Origin of the sequence: Enterococcus sp. AZ048 (assembly GCF_051715125.1) — a bacterium.
GTDB lineage: Bacteria > Bacillota > Bacilli > Lactobacillales > Enterococcaceae > Enterococcus_A > Enterococcus_A gilvus.
The window spans coordinates 2,133,010-2,150,009 of sequence record NZ_JBIOTD010000001.1 but is presented as its reverse complement, the minus strand read 5'-3'; the positions used below and the strand labels follow the sequence as shown (position 1 = coordinate 2,150,009).

Sequence of the window (17,000 nt, the reverse complement as noted above, 5' to 3'; positions counted from 1 at the left end):
AAGCTTGATAGGAAATGTCCTATCAAGCTTTAGCTCTATCTAGTCTAAACCAATCAAATAATCGTCGTCATTCATGGCTTCCACTTGACCAAGCAAGTAGCCATTACCGACTTGTGAGAAGAAATCGTGGTTGCTTGTGCCTGTAGAGATACCGTTCATTACGATCGGATTCACATCGTCTGCGGTATCTGGGAAGAGCGGGTCCATGCCGAGATTCATCAAGGCTTTGTTGGCATTGTAGCGCAAGAAGGTCTTCACTTCTTCCGTCCAGCCGATTTCATCGTACAATTCTTCCGTGTACCGTTCTTCGTTTTCGTACAATTCATACAATAAATCATACATCCATTCCTTCAACCGTTCTTGTTCTGCTTCTGGCTGTTCGTTGAAACCACGCTGGAACTTATAACCAATGTACGTACCGTGAACGGATTCGTCACGGATGATCAGCTTGATGATTTCAGCCACGTTGGCTAGTTTATTGTTTCCTAAATAATAAAGTGGTGTATAGAAGCCAGAATAAAATAAGAAGGTTTCTAAAAAGACGCTGGCGATTTTCTTTTCCAGCGGTGTGCCGTTTTTATAGATCTCATTGATTCGTTCGGCTTTCTTTTGCAAATATTGGTTCGTGTTGGTCCATTCAAAGATTTCGTTGATTTCCGTTTTCGTGTTTAACGTACTGAAAATCGAAGAATAGCTTTTTGCGTGGACGGATTCCATGAATTGGATATTGTTCAATACCGCTTCCTCATGAGGTGTCCGCACATCTTCTCTCAATTGATCCATGCCGCTCTCTGATTGGACGGTGTCTAGCAGGGTCAAGCCGCCAAAAACATAACCCACCGTTTGTTTTTCTAGTTCAGATAATTTGCGCCAGTCGTCTAAGTCATTCGACAACGGAATCCGTGTATCCAACCAAAATTGTTCCGTTAATTTTTCCCACGTCGATTTATCGATGACGTCTTCGATCTCATTCCAGTTAATGGCTTCATAATACGTTTCTGCCATGAATATTCCTCCTTCGTTCATCACATAAGTGTACCTCTTGTGATGAACACAAGAGGCAAGTGTTTTCTAAATGACGCAGCTTTCACATTGGTTTGAACCGATCTCTTCCGCATCATCGGTAAATGTCCGAACGTAATAAATGGATTTGCAGCCTTTATAGAAGGCGTAATTACGTAAGATGTTCAAATCACGTGTCGTTTGTTTGCTTTCTGTTTTCCATTCGTACAAGCCTTCAGGAATCTCAGAACGCATGAACAAGGTCAAGCTCATACCTTGATCGATATGTTGTTGCGCGGTCGCGTACACGTCGATCACTTTACGCATATCCATATCATAGGCAGAAGTGTAATAAGGCAAGGTATCATTATTCAAATAAGGCGCTGGATAATAAATTTTGCCGATTTTCTTTTCTTGGCGTTCTTCGATCAAACGAGTGATTGGGTGCAAGCTGGCACTGGTGTCGTTGATATAAGAGATCGACCCATTTGGAGCGACTGCCAAACGATTTTGATGATACAAACCGTCTTTTTGAACCGCTTCTTTTAGCGCTTGCCAATCTTCCGCAGTCGGAACAAAGATATCCTTGAAGATTTCTTTGACCTTGTCTGTTTTCGGTGAAAATTCGCCGGTCGTATATTTATCGAAATACGAACCCTCGGCATAAGCAGATTTTTCAAAGTTATGGAACGTGGTGTTCCGCTCTTTTGCCAAGTCTTTGCTTTCCATTAATGTCCAATAGTTCAGCAACGTGAAATAAACATTCGTAAAGTCGATCGATTCTTCTGAACCATATTCCATCAGGTGTTTCGCAAAGAAGCTGTGTAAGCCCATCGCACCTAAACCGATCGTATGGTTCAAGCTGTTACCATTTTGAATGGAGGGAACAACTTCGATATCTGATTCGTCGGTAACGAAAGTCAACGCACGCACCATTGTCCGAACGGATTGACCAAAATCAGGACTTTCCATCAAGTTGACGATATTCGTTGAGCCAAGGTTACAAGAAATATCGGTACCTAAAACGTCATATTCTTGACGGCCATTGATCGTAGAAGGTGTTTGTACTTGTAGAATCTCTGAACACAAGTTACTCATAACGATTTTTCCGTCTACTGGATTGGCACGGTTTGCTGTGTCGATGTTGATGATATACGGATAACCAGATTCTTGCTGCAATTTAGAGATTTCATTCTCTAGATCACGGGCACGGATTTTTTTCTTGCGGATATTCGGATTTGCGACTAAATTGTCGTATTCCTTCGTGATATCGACATACGAATAAGGCACACCATATTCACGTTCAACACCGTAAGGGCTGAACAAATACATGTCTTCATTTTTACGAGCCAATTCGTAAAATTTGTCTGGGACAGTCACACCAAGTGAAAGAGTCTTCACACGAATTTTTTCATCGGCATTTTCTTTCTTAGCAGATAAGAACATTTCGATATCTGGATGGAAGACGTCTAAGTACACGACGCCAGCTCCTTGACGTTGGCCCAATTGGTTTGAATAAGAAAAACTATCTTCAAACAATTTCATGACTGGGACAACACCGCTTGCTGCGCCATCGTATCCTTTGATCGGCGCGCCGGCTTCACGCAAATTAGAAAGATTGATCCCAACACCGCCGCCGATCCGTGATAATTGCAGGGCAGAGTTGATCGAACGACCTATGCTGTTCATGTCATCGGTTACTTGGATCAAGAAACATGACACCAATTCACCGCGACGTTTGCGTCCAGCATTCAAAAAAGAAGGGGTAGCTGGCTGGTAACGCTGATGGATCATTTCATCTGCTAAAGACAAAGCCAATGCTTCGTCGCCATCCGCAAAATACAACGCATTAAAGGCTACGCGATCTTCATAGCTTTCCAAATATTCTGTGCCATCGTTACTTTTTAAGGCATATTGCGAATAGAACTTGTACGCTGCCATAAATGATTTGAAGGTAAAGTGCTGCTCATCTAAATAGTGGAAGAGTTTTTCAATAAAAGCAGGGGTATATTTCGCAATAAATTCAGCTTCTAAAAATTCTTCTTCTATTAAATAGTCGATTTTTTCTTGTACTGAAGAAAACGTGTGGGTATTTGGTTCTACATTCTCTTTAAAAAAAGCGGCTAGAGCATCTTTGTCCTTGTTAAGGGGGATCTGTCCATTGACTGGACGATTGATTTCATTGTTCAATTTAAAGTAGGATACTTCACCTAGGTCTTTTAAACTCATTTCGTCACATCTTTCCTATATATAGTGTCTGTTCATTTTTTTGTCTATTTTATTTTCTATCTATATTAATGCCCGTTTGATCGTCCGTTTCTGCAAAAAGCCTAACTGATTAAATAAAGAAAACTTTGCAATCACGGATCGCAAAGTTTCGAACTACGCTAATGCTTTCAATTGATCTGGACGGAAACCGATGATGGCTTGTTGTCCGCCGAAAATAACTGGGACACTCTGGAAACCTTGATCTTTTAGAAAACCTAGAGCTTCTGGCTCGTTGTCGATGTTGACCTCTTCGAATGAAATATGATTTTCAGTTAAATAACGTTTCGCCATTTTACATTGCATGCAATTGTTTTTTGAATATACTTTTACCATAAGACGACCTCCCTTGATTTCTACAATTACTAGTATAAAAGATGTAGGGAAAAAGTCAATCGTTAAACACCATATATTGTGGTATAAATTAATTGGTATACTACTCTTTGTGTTTTTTGCAAAAACATTGAAAACGGGCTATTTCAAAGGAAAATCCCTTTACAGGATAATCAAATGAGGGATTTCGTGTTTTTTTACGTTAAAAAAGTTTTTTTAATAACGAAAAACAAGTTGTGAAAACAAATAAATCAGTGAATGTCAAACAAGTTGCTCAGAATTAAAAGAAAATATTCGACCATTTATTGACTTTGCTATCAAATGAAGCTATTCTTAGTGAGAAAGATTCTCATTATTAATTAGGGTTAGGTGGAGGAGTATATGACAACTTTGGCAGATGTTTCATTAAACCAAGTCGTACAAATTGATGAAATGACTCTAGAAAATGATTTAAAGCATCGACTGCAAGATTTAGGAATGATCGTCGGCTCAAAAGTTGCCGTCGTCAATCACTCTGGTGAGAATGGCATTGTTTTATTACACAATACACGGCTGGCACTATCCCAGTCTTTATTAAAAAAAATACTTGTGAAAGACCTAACGGAAGATCAGGAGGCGTGGGTGCCTTTAGATCAACTGCGTGTCGGAGAACAAGGGGTCGTGGTAAATGTTCATGGGACTGGTGCTGTGAAGCGGCGGTTGATGGATATGGGGTTGACTAAGGGAACCCAAGTCAAAGTAGTGAAGTTGGCTCCATTAGGCGACCCGATCGAATTGCGCGTACGAGGGTATGAGCTGAGTTTACGAAAAAGCGAATCAGAGATGGTGGTCGTGTCGAAGGAGGCGGAATAGATGGCAAAACTGCATATTGCTTTAGCAGGGAATCCCAATAGCGGGAAAACCAGTACGTTTAATGTGTTGACAGGAACGAATCAATTTGTCGGCAACTGGCCGGGGGTCACTGTAGAGCGAAAAGAAGGCATCTACAAAAAGGATTCGGAAGTGATCATCGATGATCTTCCTGGAATCTATTCTCTTTCTCCGTATTCTCCTGAAGAAGTCGTTGCTCGGGACTATTTATTGTCTGGAACGCCCGATGCCATCGTTAATATCATCGATGGAACGAACTTAGAGCGGAACCTGTATTTGACCACTCAATTGATCGAGACAGGGATTCCAGTTGTCGTCGCCGTGAATATGATGGATGTCATCAAAAAAAGCGGAAAACAAATAAACTTAGAGAAATTGGCGTATGCGCTAGGTGTTCCCGTCGTTGGTGTCAGCGCGCTAAAGAATTGGGGCTTGGACAAAGCAATCAATGAAGCCCTTCATCTCATCAAAAAAGGGACAGAAGAAATCACCTTCCCTCATTATGACAATCGATTGGAGGCAGCACTGAATGAGATTGAAGAGGTCTTAGGAAGTACTGCTCCCGTCAAGTATAGCCGTTGGTACAGCGTGAAACTATTTGAACGAGATGAACGTGCCAAAGAGGATCTGGATCTTAGTTCGATCCAGCAAAAAGAAGTCATGGAAATCATCAAAATCACGGAGAAGATTTTCGGGGAAGATGCGGAAAGCTTAGTTATTAATGAGCGGTACAATTTTATTACCCATCTAAAAACCCTATGTGTGGTAGACGAAGATCAATTTAAGCTATCGATCTCGGATAAAATCGACCACATTGTAACGAACCGTTTCTTGGCGTTGCCCATTTTTGCTTTAGTGATGTGGCTGATCTACTATATTGCCATCCAAACCATCGGAGCAATGGGCACCGATTGGGTGAACGACAATTTGTTTGGCGATATCGTACCAAACGCTGTCAGTGGGATGCTCCAATCCTGGAATGTCGCAGAATGGATGCAACAATTGATCTTAAATGGTATCCTCGCAGGAGTCGGGGCCGTATTAGGCTTCCTTCCGCAGCTCATGGTCCTTTTCCTGTGCTTAGCACTTTTAGAAGATTGTGGATACATGTCTCGGATCGCCTTTGTGATGGACCGGATTTTCCGCAAGTTCGGTTTGTCCGGGAAATCGTTTATCCCAATGCTGATCGCCACAGGCTGCGGAGTGCCCGGAGTAATGGCGAGTCGGACGATCGAGAATGAAAAGGATCGGCGAATGACAGCGATGCTGACGACCTTCATGCCTTGTTCAGCGAAGCTGCCGATCATTGCTTTGATCGCTGGCGCATTTTTCCCTAACAGCAGTTGGGTCGCACCGTCGGCTTACTTTGTAGGAATGGGAGCGATCGTTTTATCAGGGATCGCATTGAAGAAAACGAAACTCTTTTCTGGAGATCCAGCGCCATTTATTATGGAGCTTCCGTTGTACCATATGCCTAGAATCGGAAATACATTGCGCTACACGTATGATCACAGTAAAGCATTTGTTAAACGTGCAGGAACGATTATTTTTGTTTCTAGTATCGTGATCTGGTTTATTTCAAGCTACAACTTCTCGTTACAATCTGTGAACGAAAATGATAGTATCTTAGCCGCTTTAGGCGGAGTGATCGCGCCGTTATTTGCACCTTTAGGATGGGGCGATTGGCGTGGTGCTGTTGCAGCGATCACAGGATTGGTTGCGAAGGAAAATGTTATCGGCACTTTTGGTATTTTGTATCGTCACGCAGAAGTGGCAGAAAACGGCGTGGAGATCTGGAAATCCTTGCAGGGGGCCTATACACCTGTTGCCGGATATTCGTTCTTAGTCTTTAACCTGTTGTGTGCGCCGTGTTTCGCAGCGATCGGAGCGATTCATCGTGAGATGGGGGATATCAAATGGACGTGGCGAGCGATTGGCTACCAATGTGGACTGGCTTACGCGGTGAGCTTTATTGTCTATCAATTTGGTCATGTGATTTTTGAAAATGGTGAGATCGGCATTGGGATGATTCTTGCGGCGATCGTTCTATTGGGAATGATCTACTTTGTTGTAAGAAAACCAATCAAGAAAACACCGACAGTTACGATCGAAGAGATCAAAGAGGTGAAAGAATGGCAACTATAATTTTAAGCATAGTGATCTTTGGCGGTGCCGGAGTGATCATTTACCGCCGAATCAAGAACGGCAATTCCTGTGAAGATTGCGGCAGCAGCTGTCCGGTAAAAGAAGAACAGCAAAAACATTAATTTTTTTTGAAAGACTCGATGAACAGCATCGGGTCTTTTTTTGTCGAATAGGGTATAAGAAACTTTTTTTGCAAAGGTGTTGACAACTGTTCGGTACCGAACTATAATAGCAAACGAATTAAAGTTCGGTACCGAACTTTTAGCAAATTGAAAAGAGGGATATTCGGATGAGTGAATTTACGAAAGAGTTGATGCGGCAGCTGCGTTTTATCAGTTCTGCTAGCAACGCGTTTATGAGTCAAAGACAAAAATTAACTGGTCAGCAGCGTGTTCTCGCGATTTTGGCAAGAGAAGATGGCTTGATTCAAAGTCAGCTAGCTGAGATCCTAGATATTCGACCAAGTTCGTTGGCTGAATTAATGAAGAAAATGGAAAAGAGCGGCGACGTCTCACGAAAGGAAGAAGCGCAGGACAAACGAATCAAACGTGTTTTTCTCACTGAAAAAGGAAAACAAAAGGCACAGTCCTTCAATCATGCCGGTGAAGACAGAAGCGATGTCTTTTTTGCAGGATTGACGAAAGAAGAGCAAGAGCAATTTAGTGACTACCTGCAAAAAATCTCTGCTGGCTGGCAGGATGAATTCCAAAAGCAGGCGGGACGCTTCGTTGATCCCATGGATCGTTTGCGTCAGATGCAAGCCATGCGGGATCAGTTTGCTGAAAACTGGCAAGAAGATTGGCAAAACCTTTCACGAGAGGAGCAGCATCGAATGAGGCATCAAATGCAGCGTGAGATGAGAAATGCCTCTAGGGATTTTTCTCGTAACTTTAAGCAAGATTTCCGCCATGATTTTTGGGGCAATCGAGATTGCTTTGATAAAAAAGAGAAGACAAAAAAAACAGAAGATACAGAATGGGAAGATTTTTAAAAAGCAGGTCACTGCTTTGAACAAGGAGGAACAAGTATGGATCGGGATATGAGTATGGCGGAAAAACAGCCAAAAACGAAAAGTACCTATAAATTAAAGGATTTTATTCGCTTGATTACAAGTGTCAATCCGAAGAAAGCATTATTTGCTCTAGGATTGTTTTTAAGTTTGCTAACAAGTGGTGCGAGCTTGATCGTACCGCAATTGACGAAAGGCTTAATAGACACGAGTAAATTAGCGAAGATCGATAAAACGATGCTGATCGTGTTGGTTTTAGCTTTTGCGGCACAATTAGCATTTGGAGCAATCGGGAGTTTCTTGTTGCGCTACGTAGGAGAGAGTGCGGTCAAAACATTACGGGAAAAATTATGGAGCCATTTGTTGCAAATGCCGGTGGGCTATTATGACGACCACAAATCAGGAGAAAGCAGTTCTCGTTTAGTGAACGATACGACAGTGATCAAGGATTTGGTGGCTACGCAATTTCCAAACTTTATTACCGGTGCGATCCAGCTTGTTGGGTCCATGATCATCCTATTCATCATGGATTGGAAAATGGCAGCGATGATGTTTCTAGCGGTGCCGATCATGGCATTGATCATGATGCCGATTGGTCGGATCATGTCACGCTTAGGGCGTCAGCTGCAATCTGCCACAGCGGATTTTAATGCCGAGGCCAGTGAAAAATTGTCTGAGATCCGCCTGATCAAAGCCAGCAACGGTGAAACGTTTGAGAAGAACAGCGGGCGTTCATTTATCGATAAGATTTTTAGTCTGGGCATTAAGGATGCCAAAGTTGAAGCTGTCTTGCAGCCAATCATCACGACGGTCATGCTAGGCTTGTTCGTAGGTATCCTAGGATATGGAGCGGTTCGTGTCCAAGCAGGGACATTAACCAGCGGACAATTAGTGGCCTTTCTCTTGTATCTATTTAATATCATGATGCCCGCGGCCAGCTTTGCGATGTTTTTCTCACAAGTCCAAAAAGCAATGGGAGCGACGGAACGGATTGAGCAGATCCTGAAAACAGAGCTAGAACCTATTGAAAGAGGAAAAGAAGTTGACGTTGCAGGAAAGACGATCAAAGCAGAAAATCTTTCTTTCCATTATGTAGCAGATCGTCCGATTTTGAAAAATGTCTCCTTTGAGGCGAAGCCAAACACGGTGATCGCGTTTGCCGGACCAAGCGGCGGCGGAAAATCTACGATCTTTGCGTTGCTGGAACGGTTTTATCAGCCAACAGAAGGTGCGATCCAGATAGGCGAGGAAACAATCGATGACCTCAGCCTAGCAAATTGGCGCTCGCAAATCGGGTATGTTTCACAGGACAGTGCGGTGTTCGCCGGAAGTATTCGTGAAAACCTCCAATACGGGTTGGATCGGACATTGACGGAAGAAGAATTGTGGCATGGCTTGGAATTGGCTTACGCAGATCAATTTGTTCGCGACTTTCCAGAACAATTGGAAACAGAGCTTGGAGAGCGCGGCGTGAAATTATCGGGTGGTCAAAAACAACGAATCGCCATTGCGCGTGCATTTTTGCGAGACCCTAAAATCTTGATGTTGGATGAAGCGACAGCCAGCTTAGACTCACAGTCTGAGGAAAAAGTGCAGCGTGCGCTAGATCAATTGATGGAAGGCCGGACCACTTTGGTGATCGCTCACCGTCTATCAACAATCGTAGATGCGGATCACATTTACTTCATCGAAAAAGGAGAAGTGACGGGTCACGGCACTCACAGCGAGCTGATCGAGACACATCCGCTCTATGCACAATATGTACAAGAACAAGTTGTGAATTAACAAAAGAAAAGAAAATCGCCCCAAAACTTTTCATCTGTAAAGTTTTAGAGCGGTTTTCTTTTTATTTGTAATCTGGCATTGCTTCTTCGTAAGCGGTGATGGCCTCTTCATATTGCAGCGTGATACTGATATCATCCAGCCCTTTGACTAATTTATCCTTCCATGTTGGATCAATCGGAAACGCATAGTTGGCCTCAGCAGTTTGGATTTCCTGCTTTGGCAAATCAATCGTGATTTCCTCGTCGGCGGGAAGTTGGCTTAGACGATCACGAACCTCTTGGTCTACACGAATCGGCAACAGCCCATTTTTTAATGCATTCATATAGAAAATATCACTATAACTGCCGGCGATCACTGCTTTGAAGCCATAATCTTGAATCGCCCAAGCAGCGTGTTCACGGGAAGATCCGGAGCCGAAATTTTCACCAGAGATCAAGATCGAAGCGTTTTTCCGTTCTGGTGCATTCAAAATAAATTCGGGGTTCGGTGAGCCGTCTTCTAAAAAGCGCCATTCATCAAAAAGGTGCTTCCCAAAACCCGCTTTGTCGACTTGTTTTAAAAAGCCTTTTGGAATGATTTGATCGGTATCAATATTGTCGTTCATGAGTGGGACCGTTTTTCCAGTATAGATCGTAAATTTTTCCATTAGATGACCTCCTTGCGACTATCGACGAAGTTTCCATGAATGGCGGCTAGGGCAGCCATCACGGGGCTGCACAGGTGAGTCCGCGCGTCTTTTCCTTGGCGTCCTTGGAAATTCCGATTAGAAGTTGAGGCACAATGGACACCAGAAGGAACGCGGTCAGGATTCATACCCAAGCACATCGAGCAGCCGGGCTCGCGCCATTCAAAACCAGCTTCGATAAATACTTTGTCTAAGCCAATTTGTTCGGCCGCTTTGCGAACGGGACGCGAGCCGGGAACCACGATCGCAGTGACGTTGTCGTGGACTTTTTTTCCTTTAACGATTTTCGCCGCCTCTTGCAAATCAGACAATCGTCCGTTGGTACACGAGCCGATGAAAACATACCCCACAGGAATATCTGCTGGTGTTTGTCCTGGCTTTAGATCCATATAGTCGTACGCTTTTTGCAGATCAGGGGAGGTGACCGCTGGGAAGGACCCATCAAAAGGGACGCCCATTTCAGGATTGGTCCCCCAAGTGACGAACGGCACCAATTCATTGACCTCTAGAGTAAGCAGCTTGTCGTATGTTGCGTCATCATCGGTGTACAATTCCTTCCAGTCTCGGATCGCCGCATCCATGTTGGCAGGGGCGTATTCACGACCCGCAACGTAATCAAACGTTTTATCATCTGGAGCGATCAAGCCGATTTTAGCACCGCCTTCGATGGCCATGTTGCAGATCGTCATACGCTCTTCCATGGAGAGGTTCTCGATCGTTTCTCCATAAAATTCCGCCCCGTATCCCACACCAAAGTCCGTACCATATTTGGCGATCAGTGCCAAAATAATATCTTTCGCATAAACACCTTTTGGTAATTTTCCGGTGATTTTGATCCCCATATTTTTTGGTTTGTTTTGCCACAATGTCTGAGTAGCAAAAACGTGTTCCACTTCGCTCGTACCAATTCCGAAAGCGAGTGCGCCGAAAGCACCATGTGTCGCAGTGTGTGAATCGCCGCAAACGATGGTTTTTCCAGGCTGTGTCAGTCCAGTTTCAGGACCTACCATATGGACGATTCCTTGACGCTCACTGCCATTGTCGCAAAGCTGCACGTCAAACTCCTGACAATTTTCCTTGAGTGTATCGATTTGTTTTTTGGCAATCAGATCTGTGAAATTAAAAATATCCACAGTCGGAGTGTTGTGATCCATCGTAGCGAAAGTCCGCTCTGGATGTCTAAGCGTCCGCCCCGCCTCACGAATTCCCGCAAAGGCTTGAGGGGAGGTGACTTCGTGAATCAAATGCAGATCAATGTAAAGTAATTGCGGGGCACCTTCTTCACCATAAACGACATGTCGATCCCAAAGTTTATCAAATAGCGTTTTTCCCATAGTTTTTGCTCCTTCTCCATAAAAATAGTTCGTTGTTAAGTACTGCTAATACCATGAATCAGTATCAAGTTGATCATTGAACTTTCGCGAGTTCTTGGATCACGGCGTCCGTAAATGACGTCGTGGTTGCTTGTCCACCCAGATCATGAGTAAAGATTCCCTTTGATAAAACTGTATCGCAAGCTTTTTCAATAGCTTGCGCGGCTTGTTCTTCTTGAAAAGATTGACGCAGCATCATCGCGACAGACAGGATCATTGAGATCGGATTTGCGATTCCTTGTCCTGCAATGTCTGGTGCCGAACCATGGATTGGTTCGTAAAGCGATGGACCGCCGTCACTGTGGCTCGCACTTGGCAAGACACCTAATGATCCAGGCAACACCGAGGCTTCATCGCTTAAGATATCCCCGAAAAGATTTTCAGTCACGATCACATCAAATGATTTAGGGTTTTGGATCAATTTCATCGCTGCTGAATCCACGTACTGATGCTCTAGATGACAATCTGGATATTCTTTAGCAACGTCTTCTGCTGTTGCCCGCCATAATTTACTCGAGGCAAGGACATTCGCTTTATCTACAGACGTCACTTTTTTGCCACGCCCTTGAGCAATTTTGAACGCAGAGTGAAGGATTCGCTCAATCTCATTTTTGTGATAACGGGCAGTATCGTAGGCCATCGAGTCTGTTAGTTCTCGCGGCTCCCCAAAGTAGATCCCGCTGCTGAGCTCTCGAACAATGATCAAATCAGTGCCTTCAAGAATCTCAGGCTTTAAAGGAGAAAGATGCACTAGCGCAGAAGAAACTGCAACAGGACGAATATTTGCGAACAAATTCAATGATTTTCTTAAAGCCAATAATCCTTTTTCAGGTGTATCTTGCGCCTTTTCCCACTTAGGTCCGCCTATCGCTCCTAGAAGGATCGCGTCAGCCGACTGACAAGCCTCTAGCGTTTTTTCAGGCAGAGAAGCCCCCGCCGCGTCGATCCCCGCGCCTCCGAAAGGCATTTCTTTAAGCTCAAAGGTGTGTTGACACATCTTCTCAACTGCGGATAATACGTGTAATCCACTTTCCATGATTTCTGGTCCAATTCCATCACCAGCTAAAACAACGATATTACAATTCATGTGCATGCTCCTATCTTGTACGTACATATTTTTTTATTTTCTCTATCTTCAAGTCAATCAAGTATTGACGGGGGAGGAAACAAGAAGTTCTCTGTTTTCAACACTCGAAAAAAGGAAGGCTTATTTCCCGTTTTGCTCTAAGTGATTGCTCGCTTGAACGTAGGCTTTCGCAGAGGCATGTAAAACATCAAAATCGACACCGATTCCGCGAAACTCATTGTTCGAGTGTTCATCTTTAAGTGTGACACGTACTTCAGCTTGGGCATCTTCTCCGCCAGTCAGCGCCTGAATTTCATACTCTGTCAATTCTGGACTTTGTTGGAACAATTCGTCAATTGCATTGTAGATGGCTTGGATGCTGCCGGAGCCGATGCGGGAAGCGACTTTTATTTCTTTGTCTTCATCGATAATTGAGACGATCGCTCCTTGATACCCATTCGAACTGTATTGGACTTGGACATCCGCTAATTTATAGTTCTCTGTTTCTTCTCGGTATTGATCAGCAAGCAGCGCGACTAAATCTTTGTCTGTGATTTGTTTCTTTTTATCGGCCAGCGATTTAAAACGCTTGAACGCTTCCTTGCTGTCAGCGTCAGTCAATTGATAGCCCAATTCCTCTAATTTCGCATTGAACGCATGACGTCCAGATAATTTTCCAAGAGGAAGAGAATTTTGATTGACACCTACCATGGTCGGCGTAATGATCTCGTAAGTCTCAGGATTTTTTAATACTCCGTCTTGATGGATACCGGATTCGTGCGCATAGGCGTTATCACCCACGATTGCTTTGTTTTTAGGAACAGGAATGCCGGAAAGCCGAGAAACCAATTCGCTTGTCCGTTTCGTTTCGTTTAATACAATGTTTGTGTCACACTGGTAAAAATCTTTGCGAATCGCTAACGCCAGTGCGACTTCTTCTAAGGCAGTATTTCCTGCACGCTCACCGATACCGTTCACGGCTCCTTCTACGCGATTTGCGCCATTCTCGATTGCTGCCAAGGCGTTTGCTGTAGCCATTCCCAAGTCATCGTGACAATGGGAAGAAAACGTGATTTCTTTTTCACTGCGGATGTTTTCGATCAATGATTTGAAGATTTTCCCGTATTCAGTCGGATTTGAATAGCCGACAGTGTCCGGTACATTGATGATCGTCGCTCCGGCATCGATGGCTGCTTGTACAGCTTCTAACAAAAAGTCCTTGTTTGTGCGAGAGGCATCTTCAGGTGAAAACTGCACTTTCTCAAACAAACTACGTGCGTAACTAACATGTTCTTTAATAGAAGAAAGAACGTCTTCTTTACTCATTTTCAATTTGTACTTCATATGAACATCGCTTGTGGCTAAAAAGACATGGATTTGCGGATCAACGGCATCCTTTAATGCTTCGTACGCACGATCAATGTCTTTCTTCTGACAACGTGCCAATCCAGTGACAGTCATTTTGGTGACTTGACGGGCGATACTTTGGACGGCTTCGAAATCTCCTTGTGAAGCGATAGGAAAGCCTGCCTCGATGACATCAATGCCCCATTTTTCTAATTGTAGTGCGATCTGAACTTTCTCTTTAGTATTAAAATTTACTCCTGGGGTTTGTTCACCATCTCTTAATGTGGTATCGAAAAATTGAACTTTTCTCATTTTTACTCCTCCTTCATTTTAAAAACGGGTATAAAAAAAGCACTCCATCGGAAAAGAACCACTTTCTTCTCCGATGCAATGCGAATAGGGACTTCATGAAATAATTTTCAGAAAGTCCCAGCTATAATAATAAAGTTGCGTTGAAAGACTTCGTTGATTTACTCATAGCAACCACCCGTTTAGTGTCAGAATTTTTTTAAAATTGTTGTAATCATCGTATAAAAAAACAGAAGCATTGTCAACCGTATTATGAAAAAAAGATGAGAATATTTTTTAATAAATGTCGCTCGTTATGAAATGATCCTGCATGAAGGAATTCTTTCCCTCTTTTATAGGAAAGTTTCTTCCTATGTAAAGAACATCATTATCTACCATGGCTGTGTCAATGAAATGAAAGAGAACTAAAAATTAAGCTTCAAATTTTAATATATAAAAAAATTTTAAGGTTAATTGCTGATTCTACAAGTTTTCTAAGGATATTTTTAAAATACGACAAATAAAATTAAAGCAAAACTATTGCTTTATTAAAAACAAATGATTAAACTACTCTTTATATTCAGAACTTCGTAATTATTCTGAAAATTGAATCAAAAGGGGAAAAAGATATGAGGAACAAATTAGCTTATGGTATTATCGCGGTTTGCGGACTCGCTTTGGCGGGGTGTTATGGAGGAGGGGGCGCTTCAACTGATGAGAGCAGTTCAAGTGCGAAGGCAAAAGACAACGGAACATTCAACTTAGTGGTCCAACAAGAAATGCCGACAGCCGACTTATCTGTAGCCACAGATACAATCAGTTTTACTGCATTAAACAATGTATATGAAGGAATTTATCGTTTAGACAAAGACAACAAGCCGCAGCCAGCAGGAGCGAGTGAAAAAGTCAAAGTCAGCGACGACGGAAAAACATATACCGTAAAATTAAGAGAAGATGCAAAATGGTCCAATGGTGATCCCGTAACAGCTAAAGATTATGTCTTTGGATGGCAACGTACAGTGAAACCAGAGACAGCCTCAGAATATGCGTACCTTTTTGAACCTGTAGAAAATGCTGCTGACATTTCAGCTGGTAAAAAATCTCCAGACGAGTTAGGGATCAAAGCAGTGAATGATCACGAATTAGAAATCAAACTATCAAAACCTACACCGTACTTTGATTACTTATTAGCATTCCCATCGTTCTTCCCACAAAATCAAAAAGTGGTTGAAGCAAACGGTAAAGAATATGCGACTAAGAGTGATAAAGCCGTGTACAACGGTCCATTTACATTGGAAGGTTTTGACGGTCCCGGAACAGATACCGAATGGGAATACAAGAAAAATGACACTTATTGGGATAAAGACGAAGTCAAATTATCCAAAGTTAAAGTCAACGTAGTAAAAGAATCTTCAACATCATTGAACCTATTTAAAGATGGCGAAGCAGACGACGTGATTCTTTCTGGTGAATTGGCACAACAAAATGCAAATGACCCAGCATACAAATCATTTAAAGAAGCGCGTACCAGCTACCTTGAATTTAACCAAAGAAAAGAAGATTCACCATTTAGAAATGAAAACTTACGTAAAGCAATCTCATACGCGATCAACCGTAAATCTTTGGTTAATCAAGTATTGGGTGATGGCTCTGTAGTATCAACTGGATTGGTACCTTCTGGCATGTCTAACAATCCTAAAGGGGATGAAGACTTTGCTAAAGAAGCAGGGGATCTAGCTCCTTACGATAAAGAAAAAGCCAAAGAATATTGGGATAAAGCGAAGAAAGAATTGAAAATCGATTCTCTTTCATTCGAATTGATGGCTTCTGATACAGATTCATCGAAGAAAGTTATTGAATATATGCAAAGTGCATTAGAAGAAGCACTGCCTGGAGTTAAAGTGAAACCAACACCAGTTCCTTTCTCTGTTCGTTTAGACCGTTCGAACGCTGGGGACTTTGATGTTCTACTTGGCGGATGGGGCGCTGACTATGCAGACCCTTCAAGCTTTACTGACTTGTTTGTCACAGGCAATTCTTACAACCGTGGTCGTTGGAGCAATAAAGAGTACGACAAAGCAGTTGAAGAATCAGGAAACAAAGATGCTAGTGATGAAGAAGCACGTTGGGACGATTTGCAAAAAGCAAATGAGATCATCTCGAAAGAATCTGGTGTCGCACCGCTTTACCAATTATCTGAAGCACATTTGATCAACGAAAAAGTCAAAGGGATCGTACATCATCCTGCCGGCGCTTCTTGGGATTACAAATGGACATACGTGGAAGAATAATTCGACAAATGAAAAGAAGTTGGAACGAGTCTCGTTCCAACTTCCTTTTAAATCATGGTTAACAGTGCACAAATGATTGATGCGGCAATAGGTATTGCTGCAATGATCAACCAAAAAGAATACCGCCCTTGTCCAACACGCGAGAGGGGCTGGAATTCTGATTTTTTCTTTTGTTTTCTGCTGAAGGCCTGATGCATCGAATGCTGAAAGTGATCGAAGAAGCCTGAAGAAAAAATCCAATACAGGATACCAATGATCAAAAAGGGCAATCCGATCAAAAAAAATCGGTTTGATAAAGTGAGTAGGGAAAGTGACTGACGTGCGGCTGAATAAATCGCAACGATCACTAACAAACTACCGCCTATGCCAATGGGAAATAATTTATTTTTCATACATACACTCCAATAAAATGAATTAAGGATTCATGCTGGTTAGTTGAACAGCTATCCGCAACATATTCCTACTCTAAACTATAACAAAAGTAGAAGTCAAAATTTACGAGCGGATCAAAACACATTTTGTCGAACAATTCGAAGCGATT

The 17,000-nt window shown here is 42.7% G+C and carries 14 protein-coding genes; 6 read left to right on the top strand and 8 right to left on the bottom strand.

All coding sequences use genetic code 11. The annotated features are described in order from the left end of the window. Positions 1-39: 39 nt before the first annotated feature. The 3 genes from nrdF to nrdH all read right to left on the bottom strand — a co-directional run bounded on the left by nrdF (position 40) and on the right by nrdH (position 3,603). On the bottom strand, positions 40-1,005 hold the full coding sequence (gene nrdF, locus IGI66_RS10575; protein ID WP_010779998.1) for a class 1b ribonucleoside-diphosphate reductase subunit beta: 966 nt from the start codon (positions 1,003-1,005) through the stop codon (positions 40-42). 66 nt (positions 1,006-1,071) lie between these two features. Beyond that, positions 1,072-3,231, bottom strand: coding sequence for a class 1b ribonucleoside-diphosphate reductase subunit alpha (nrdE, locus tag IGI66_RS10570; RefSeq protein WP_438848896.1), 2,160 nt, complete (start codon positions 3,229-3,231; stop codon positions 1,072-1,074). A gap of 153 nt (positions 3,232-3,384) precedes the next feature. Next, positions 3,385-3,603: a glutaredoxin-like protein NrdH gene (gene nrdH / locus IGI66_RS10565; RefSeq protein WP_010780000.1), complete on the bottom strand. Its 219-nt coding sequence runs from the start codon at positions 3,601-3,603 to the stop codon at positions 3,385-3,387. 378 nt (positions 3,604-3,981) lie between these two features. On the opposite strand from nrdH, the gene IGI66_RS10560 reads away from it, so the two are divergent. From IGI66_RS10560 to IGI66_RS10540, 5 genes are all read left to right on the top strand, one after another. Next, on the top strand, positions 3,982-4,452 hold the full coding sequence (locus IGI66_RS10560) for a FeoA family protein (RefSeq protein ID WP_010780001.1): 471 nt from the start codon (positions 3,982-3,984) through the stop codon (positions 4,450-4,452). Next, a complete protein-coding gene (feoB, locus tag IGI66_RS10555; protein ID WP_438848893.1) occupies positions 4,453-6,615 on the top strand; it encodes a ferrous iron transport protein B in 2,163 nt (720 codons plus the stop codon). After that, on the top strand, positions 6,603-6,737 hold the full coding sequence (locus tag IGI66_RS10550; RefSeq protein WP_010780003.1) for a FeoB-associated Cys-rich membrane protein: 135 nt from the start codon (positions 6,603-6,605) through the stop codon (positions 6,735-6,737). Before feoB ends, IGI66_RS10550 begins: the two co-directional genes overlap by 13 nt. Positions 6,738-6,904: 167 nt before the next feature. After that, on the top strand, positions 6,905-7,606 hold the full coding sequence (locus IGI66_RS10545; RefSeq protein WP_438848891.1) for a MarR family winged helix-turn-helix transcriptional regulator: 702 nt from the start codon (positions 6,905-6,907) through the stop codon (positions 7,604-7,606). A 36-nt stretch (positions 7,607-7,642) separates the two neighbouring features. After that, on the top strand, positions 7,643-9,409 hold the full coding sequence (locus IGI66_RS10540) for an ABC transporter ATP-binding protein (RefSeq protein ID WP_301516373.1): 1,767 nt from the start codon (positions 7,643-7,645) through the stop codon (positions 9,407-9,409). Between the two features lie 61 nt (positions 9,410-9,470). Here the strand turns inward: IGI66_RS10540 and leuD are convergent, their stop codons facing one another. The 4 genes from leuD to IGI66_RS10520 form a co-directional block, all read right to left on the bottom strand. After that, positions 9,471-10,055 carry a 3-isopropylmalate dehydratase small subunit gene (leuD, locus tag IGI66_RS10535; protein ID WP_086303426.1) on the bottom strand — a complete coding sequence of 195 codons (585 nt, stop codon included), beginning with the start codon at positions 10,053-10,055 and terminating at the stop codon, positions 9,471-9,473. After that, complete coding sequence (gene leuC / locus IGI66_RS10530) at positions 10,055-11,428, bottom strand: 3-isopropylmalate dehydratase large subunit (protein WP_288226422.1); 1,374 nt, start codon at positions 11,426-11,428, stop codon at positions 10,055-10,057. The genes leuD and leuC overlap by 1 nt, the downstream gene beginning before the upstream one ends. Positions 11,429-11,501: 73 nt before the next feature. Continuing rightward, the gene (leuB, locus tag IGI66_RS10525; protein WP_438848888.1) at positions 11,502-12,554 is read right to left on the bottom strand and encodes a 3-isopropylmalate dehydrogenase; all 1,053 of its coding nucleotides are present in this window, start codon (positions 12,552-12,554) and stop codon (positions 11,502-11,504) included. A gap of 120 nt (positions 12,555-12,674) precedes the next feature. Then, positions 12,675-14,192 carry a 2-isopropylmalate synthase gene (locus IGI66_RS10520; protein ID WP_438848886.1) on the bottom strand — a complete coding sequence of 506 codons (1,518 nt, stop codon included), beginning with the start codon at positions 14,190-14,192 and terminating at the stop codon, positions 12,675-12,677. 605 nt (positions 14,193-14,797) lie between these two features. Between IGI66_RS10520 and IGI66_RS10515 the strand changes: the two genes are divergently transcribed. Continuing rightward, positions 14,798-16,459 (top strand): peptide ABC transporter substrate-binding protein, encoded by a 1,662-nt coding sequence (locus IGI66_RS10515; protein WP_010780010.1) that lies wholly within the window; start codon positions 14,798-14,800, stop codon positions 16,457-16,459. A 47-nt stretch (positions 16,460-16,506) separates the two neighbouring features. Here IGI66_RS10515 and IGI66_RS10510 read toward each other — a convergent pair whose 3' ends face one another. Further along, positions 16,507-16,851, bottom strand: coding sequence for a DUF3899 domain-containing protein (locus tag IGI66_RS10510; protein WP_086303429.1), 345 nt, complete (start codon positions 16,849-16,851; stop codon positions 16,507-16,509). Positions 16,852-17,000 lie beyond the last annotated feature (149 nt).

Coding starts and splice junctions, on each gene's coding strand:
- leuC (WP_288226422.1), bottom strand. CDS start 11,428: ATGGGAAAAACGCTATTTGATAAACTTTGGGATCGACATGTCGTTTAT.
- IGI66_RS10520 (WP_438848886.1), bottom strand. CDS start 14,192: ATGAGAAAAGTTCAATTTTTCGATACCACATTAAGAGATGGTGAACAA.
- IGI66_RS10510 (WP_086303429.1), bottom strand. CDS start 16,851: ATGAAAAATAAATTATTTCCCATTGGCATAGGCGGTAGTTTGTTAGTG.
- IGI66_RS10545 (WP_438848891.1), top strand. CDS start 6,905: ATGAGTGAATTTACGAAAGAGTTGATGCGGCAGCTGCGTTTTATCAGT.
- leuB (WP_438848888.1), bottom strand. CDS start 12,554: ATGAATTGTAATATCGTTGTTTTAGCTGGTGATGGAATTGGACCAGAA.
- IGI66_RS10540 (WP_301516373.1), top strand. CDS start 7,643: ATGGATCGGGATATGAGTATGGCGGAAAAACAGCCAAAAACGAAAAGT.
- nrdF (WP_010779998.1), bottom strand. CDS start 1,005: ATGGCAGAAACGTATTATGAAGCCATTAACTGGAATGAGATCGAAGAC.
- feoB (WP_438848893.1), top strand. CDS start 4,453: ATGGCAAAACTGCATATTGCTTTAGCAGGGAATCCCAATAGCGGGAAA.
- IGI66_RS10560 (WP_010780001.1), top strand. CDS start 3,982: ATGACAACTTTGGCAGATGTTTCATTAAACCAAGTCGTACAAATTGAT.
- IGI66_RS10515 (WP_010780010.1), top strand. CDS start 14,798: ATGAGGAACAAATTAGCTTATGGTATTATCGCGGTTTGCGGACTCGCT.
- nrdH (WP_010780000.1), bottom strand. CDS start 3,603: ATGGTAAAAGTATATTCAAAAAACAATTGCATGCAATGTAAAATGGCG.
- leuD (WP_086303426.1), bottom strand. CDS start 10,055: ATGGAAAAATTTACGATCTATACTGGAAAAACGGTCCCACTCATGAAC.
- nrdE (WP_438848896.1), bottom strand. CDS start 3,231: ATGAGTTTAAAAGACCTAGGTGAAGTATCCTACTTTAAATTGAACAAT.
- IGI66_RS10550 (WP_010780003.1), top strand. CDS start 6,603: ATGGCAACTATAATTTTAAGCATAGTGATCTTTGGCGGTGCCGGAGTG.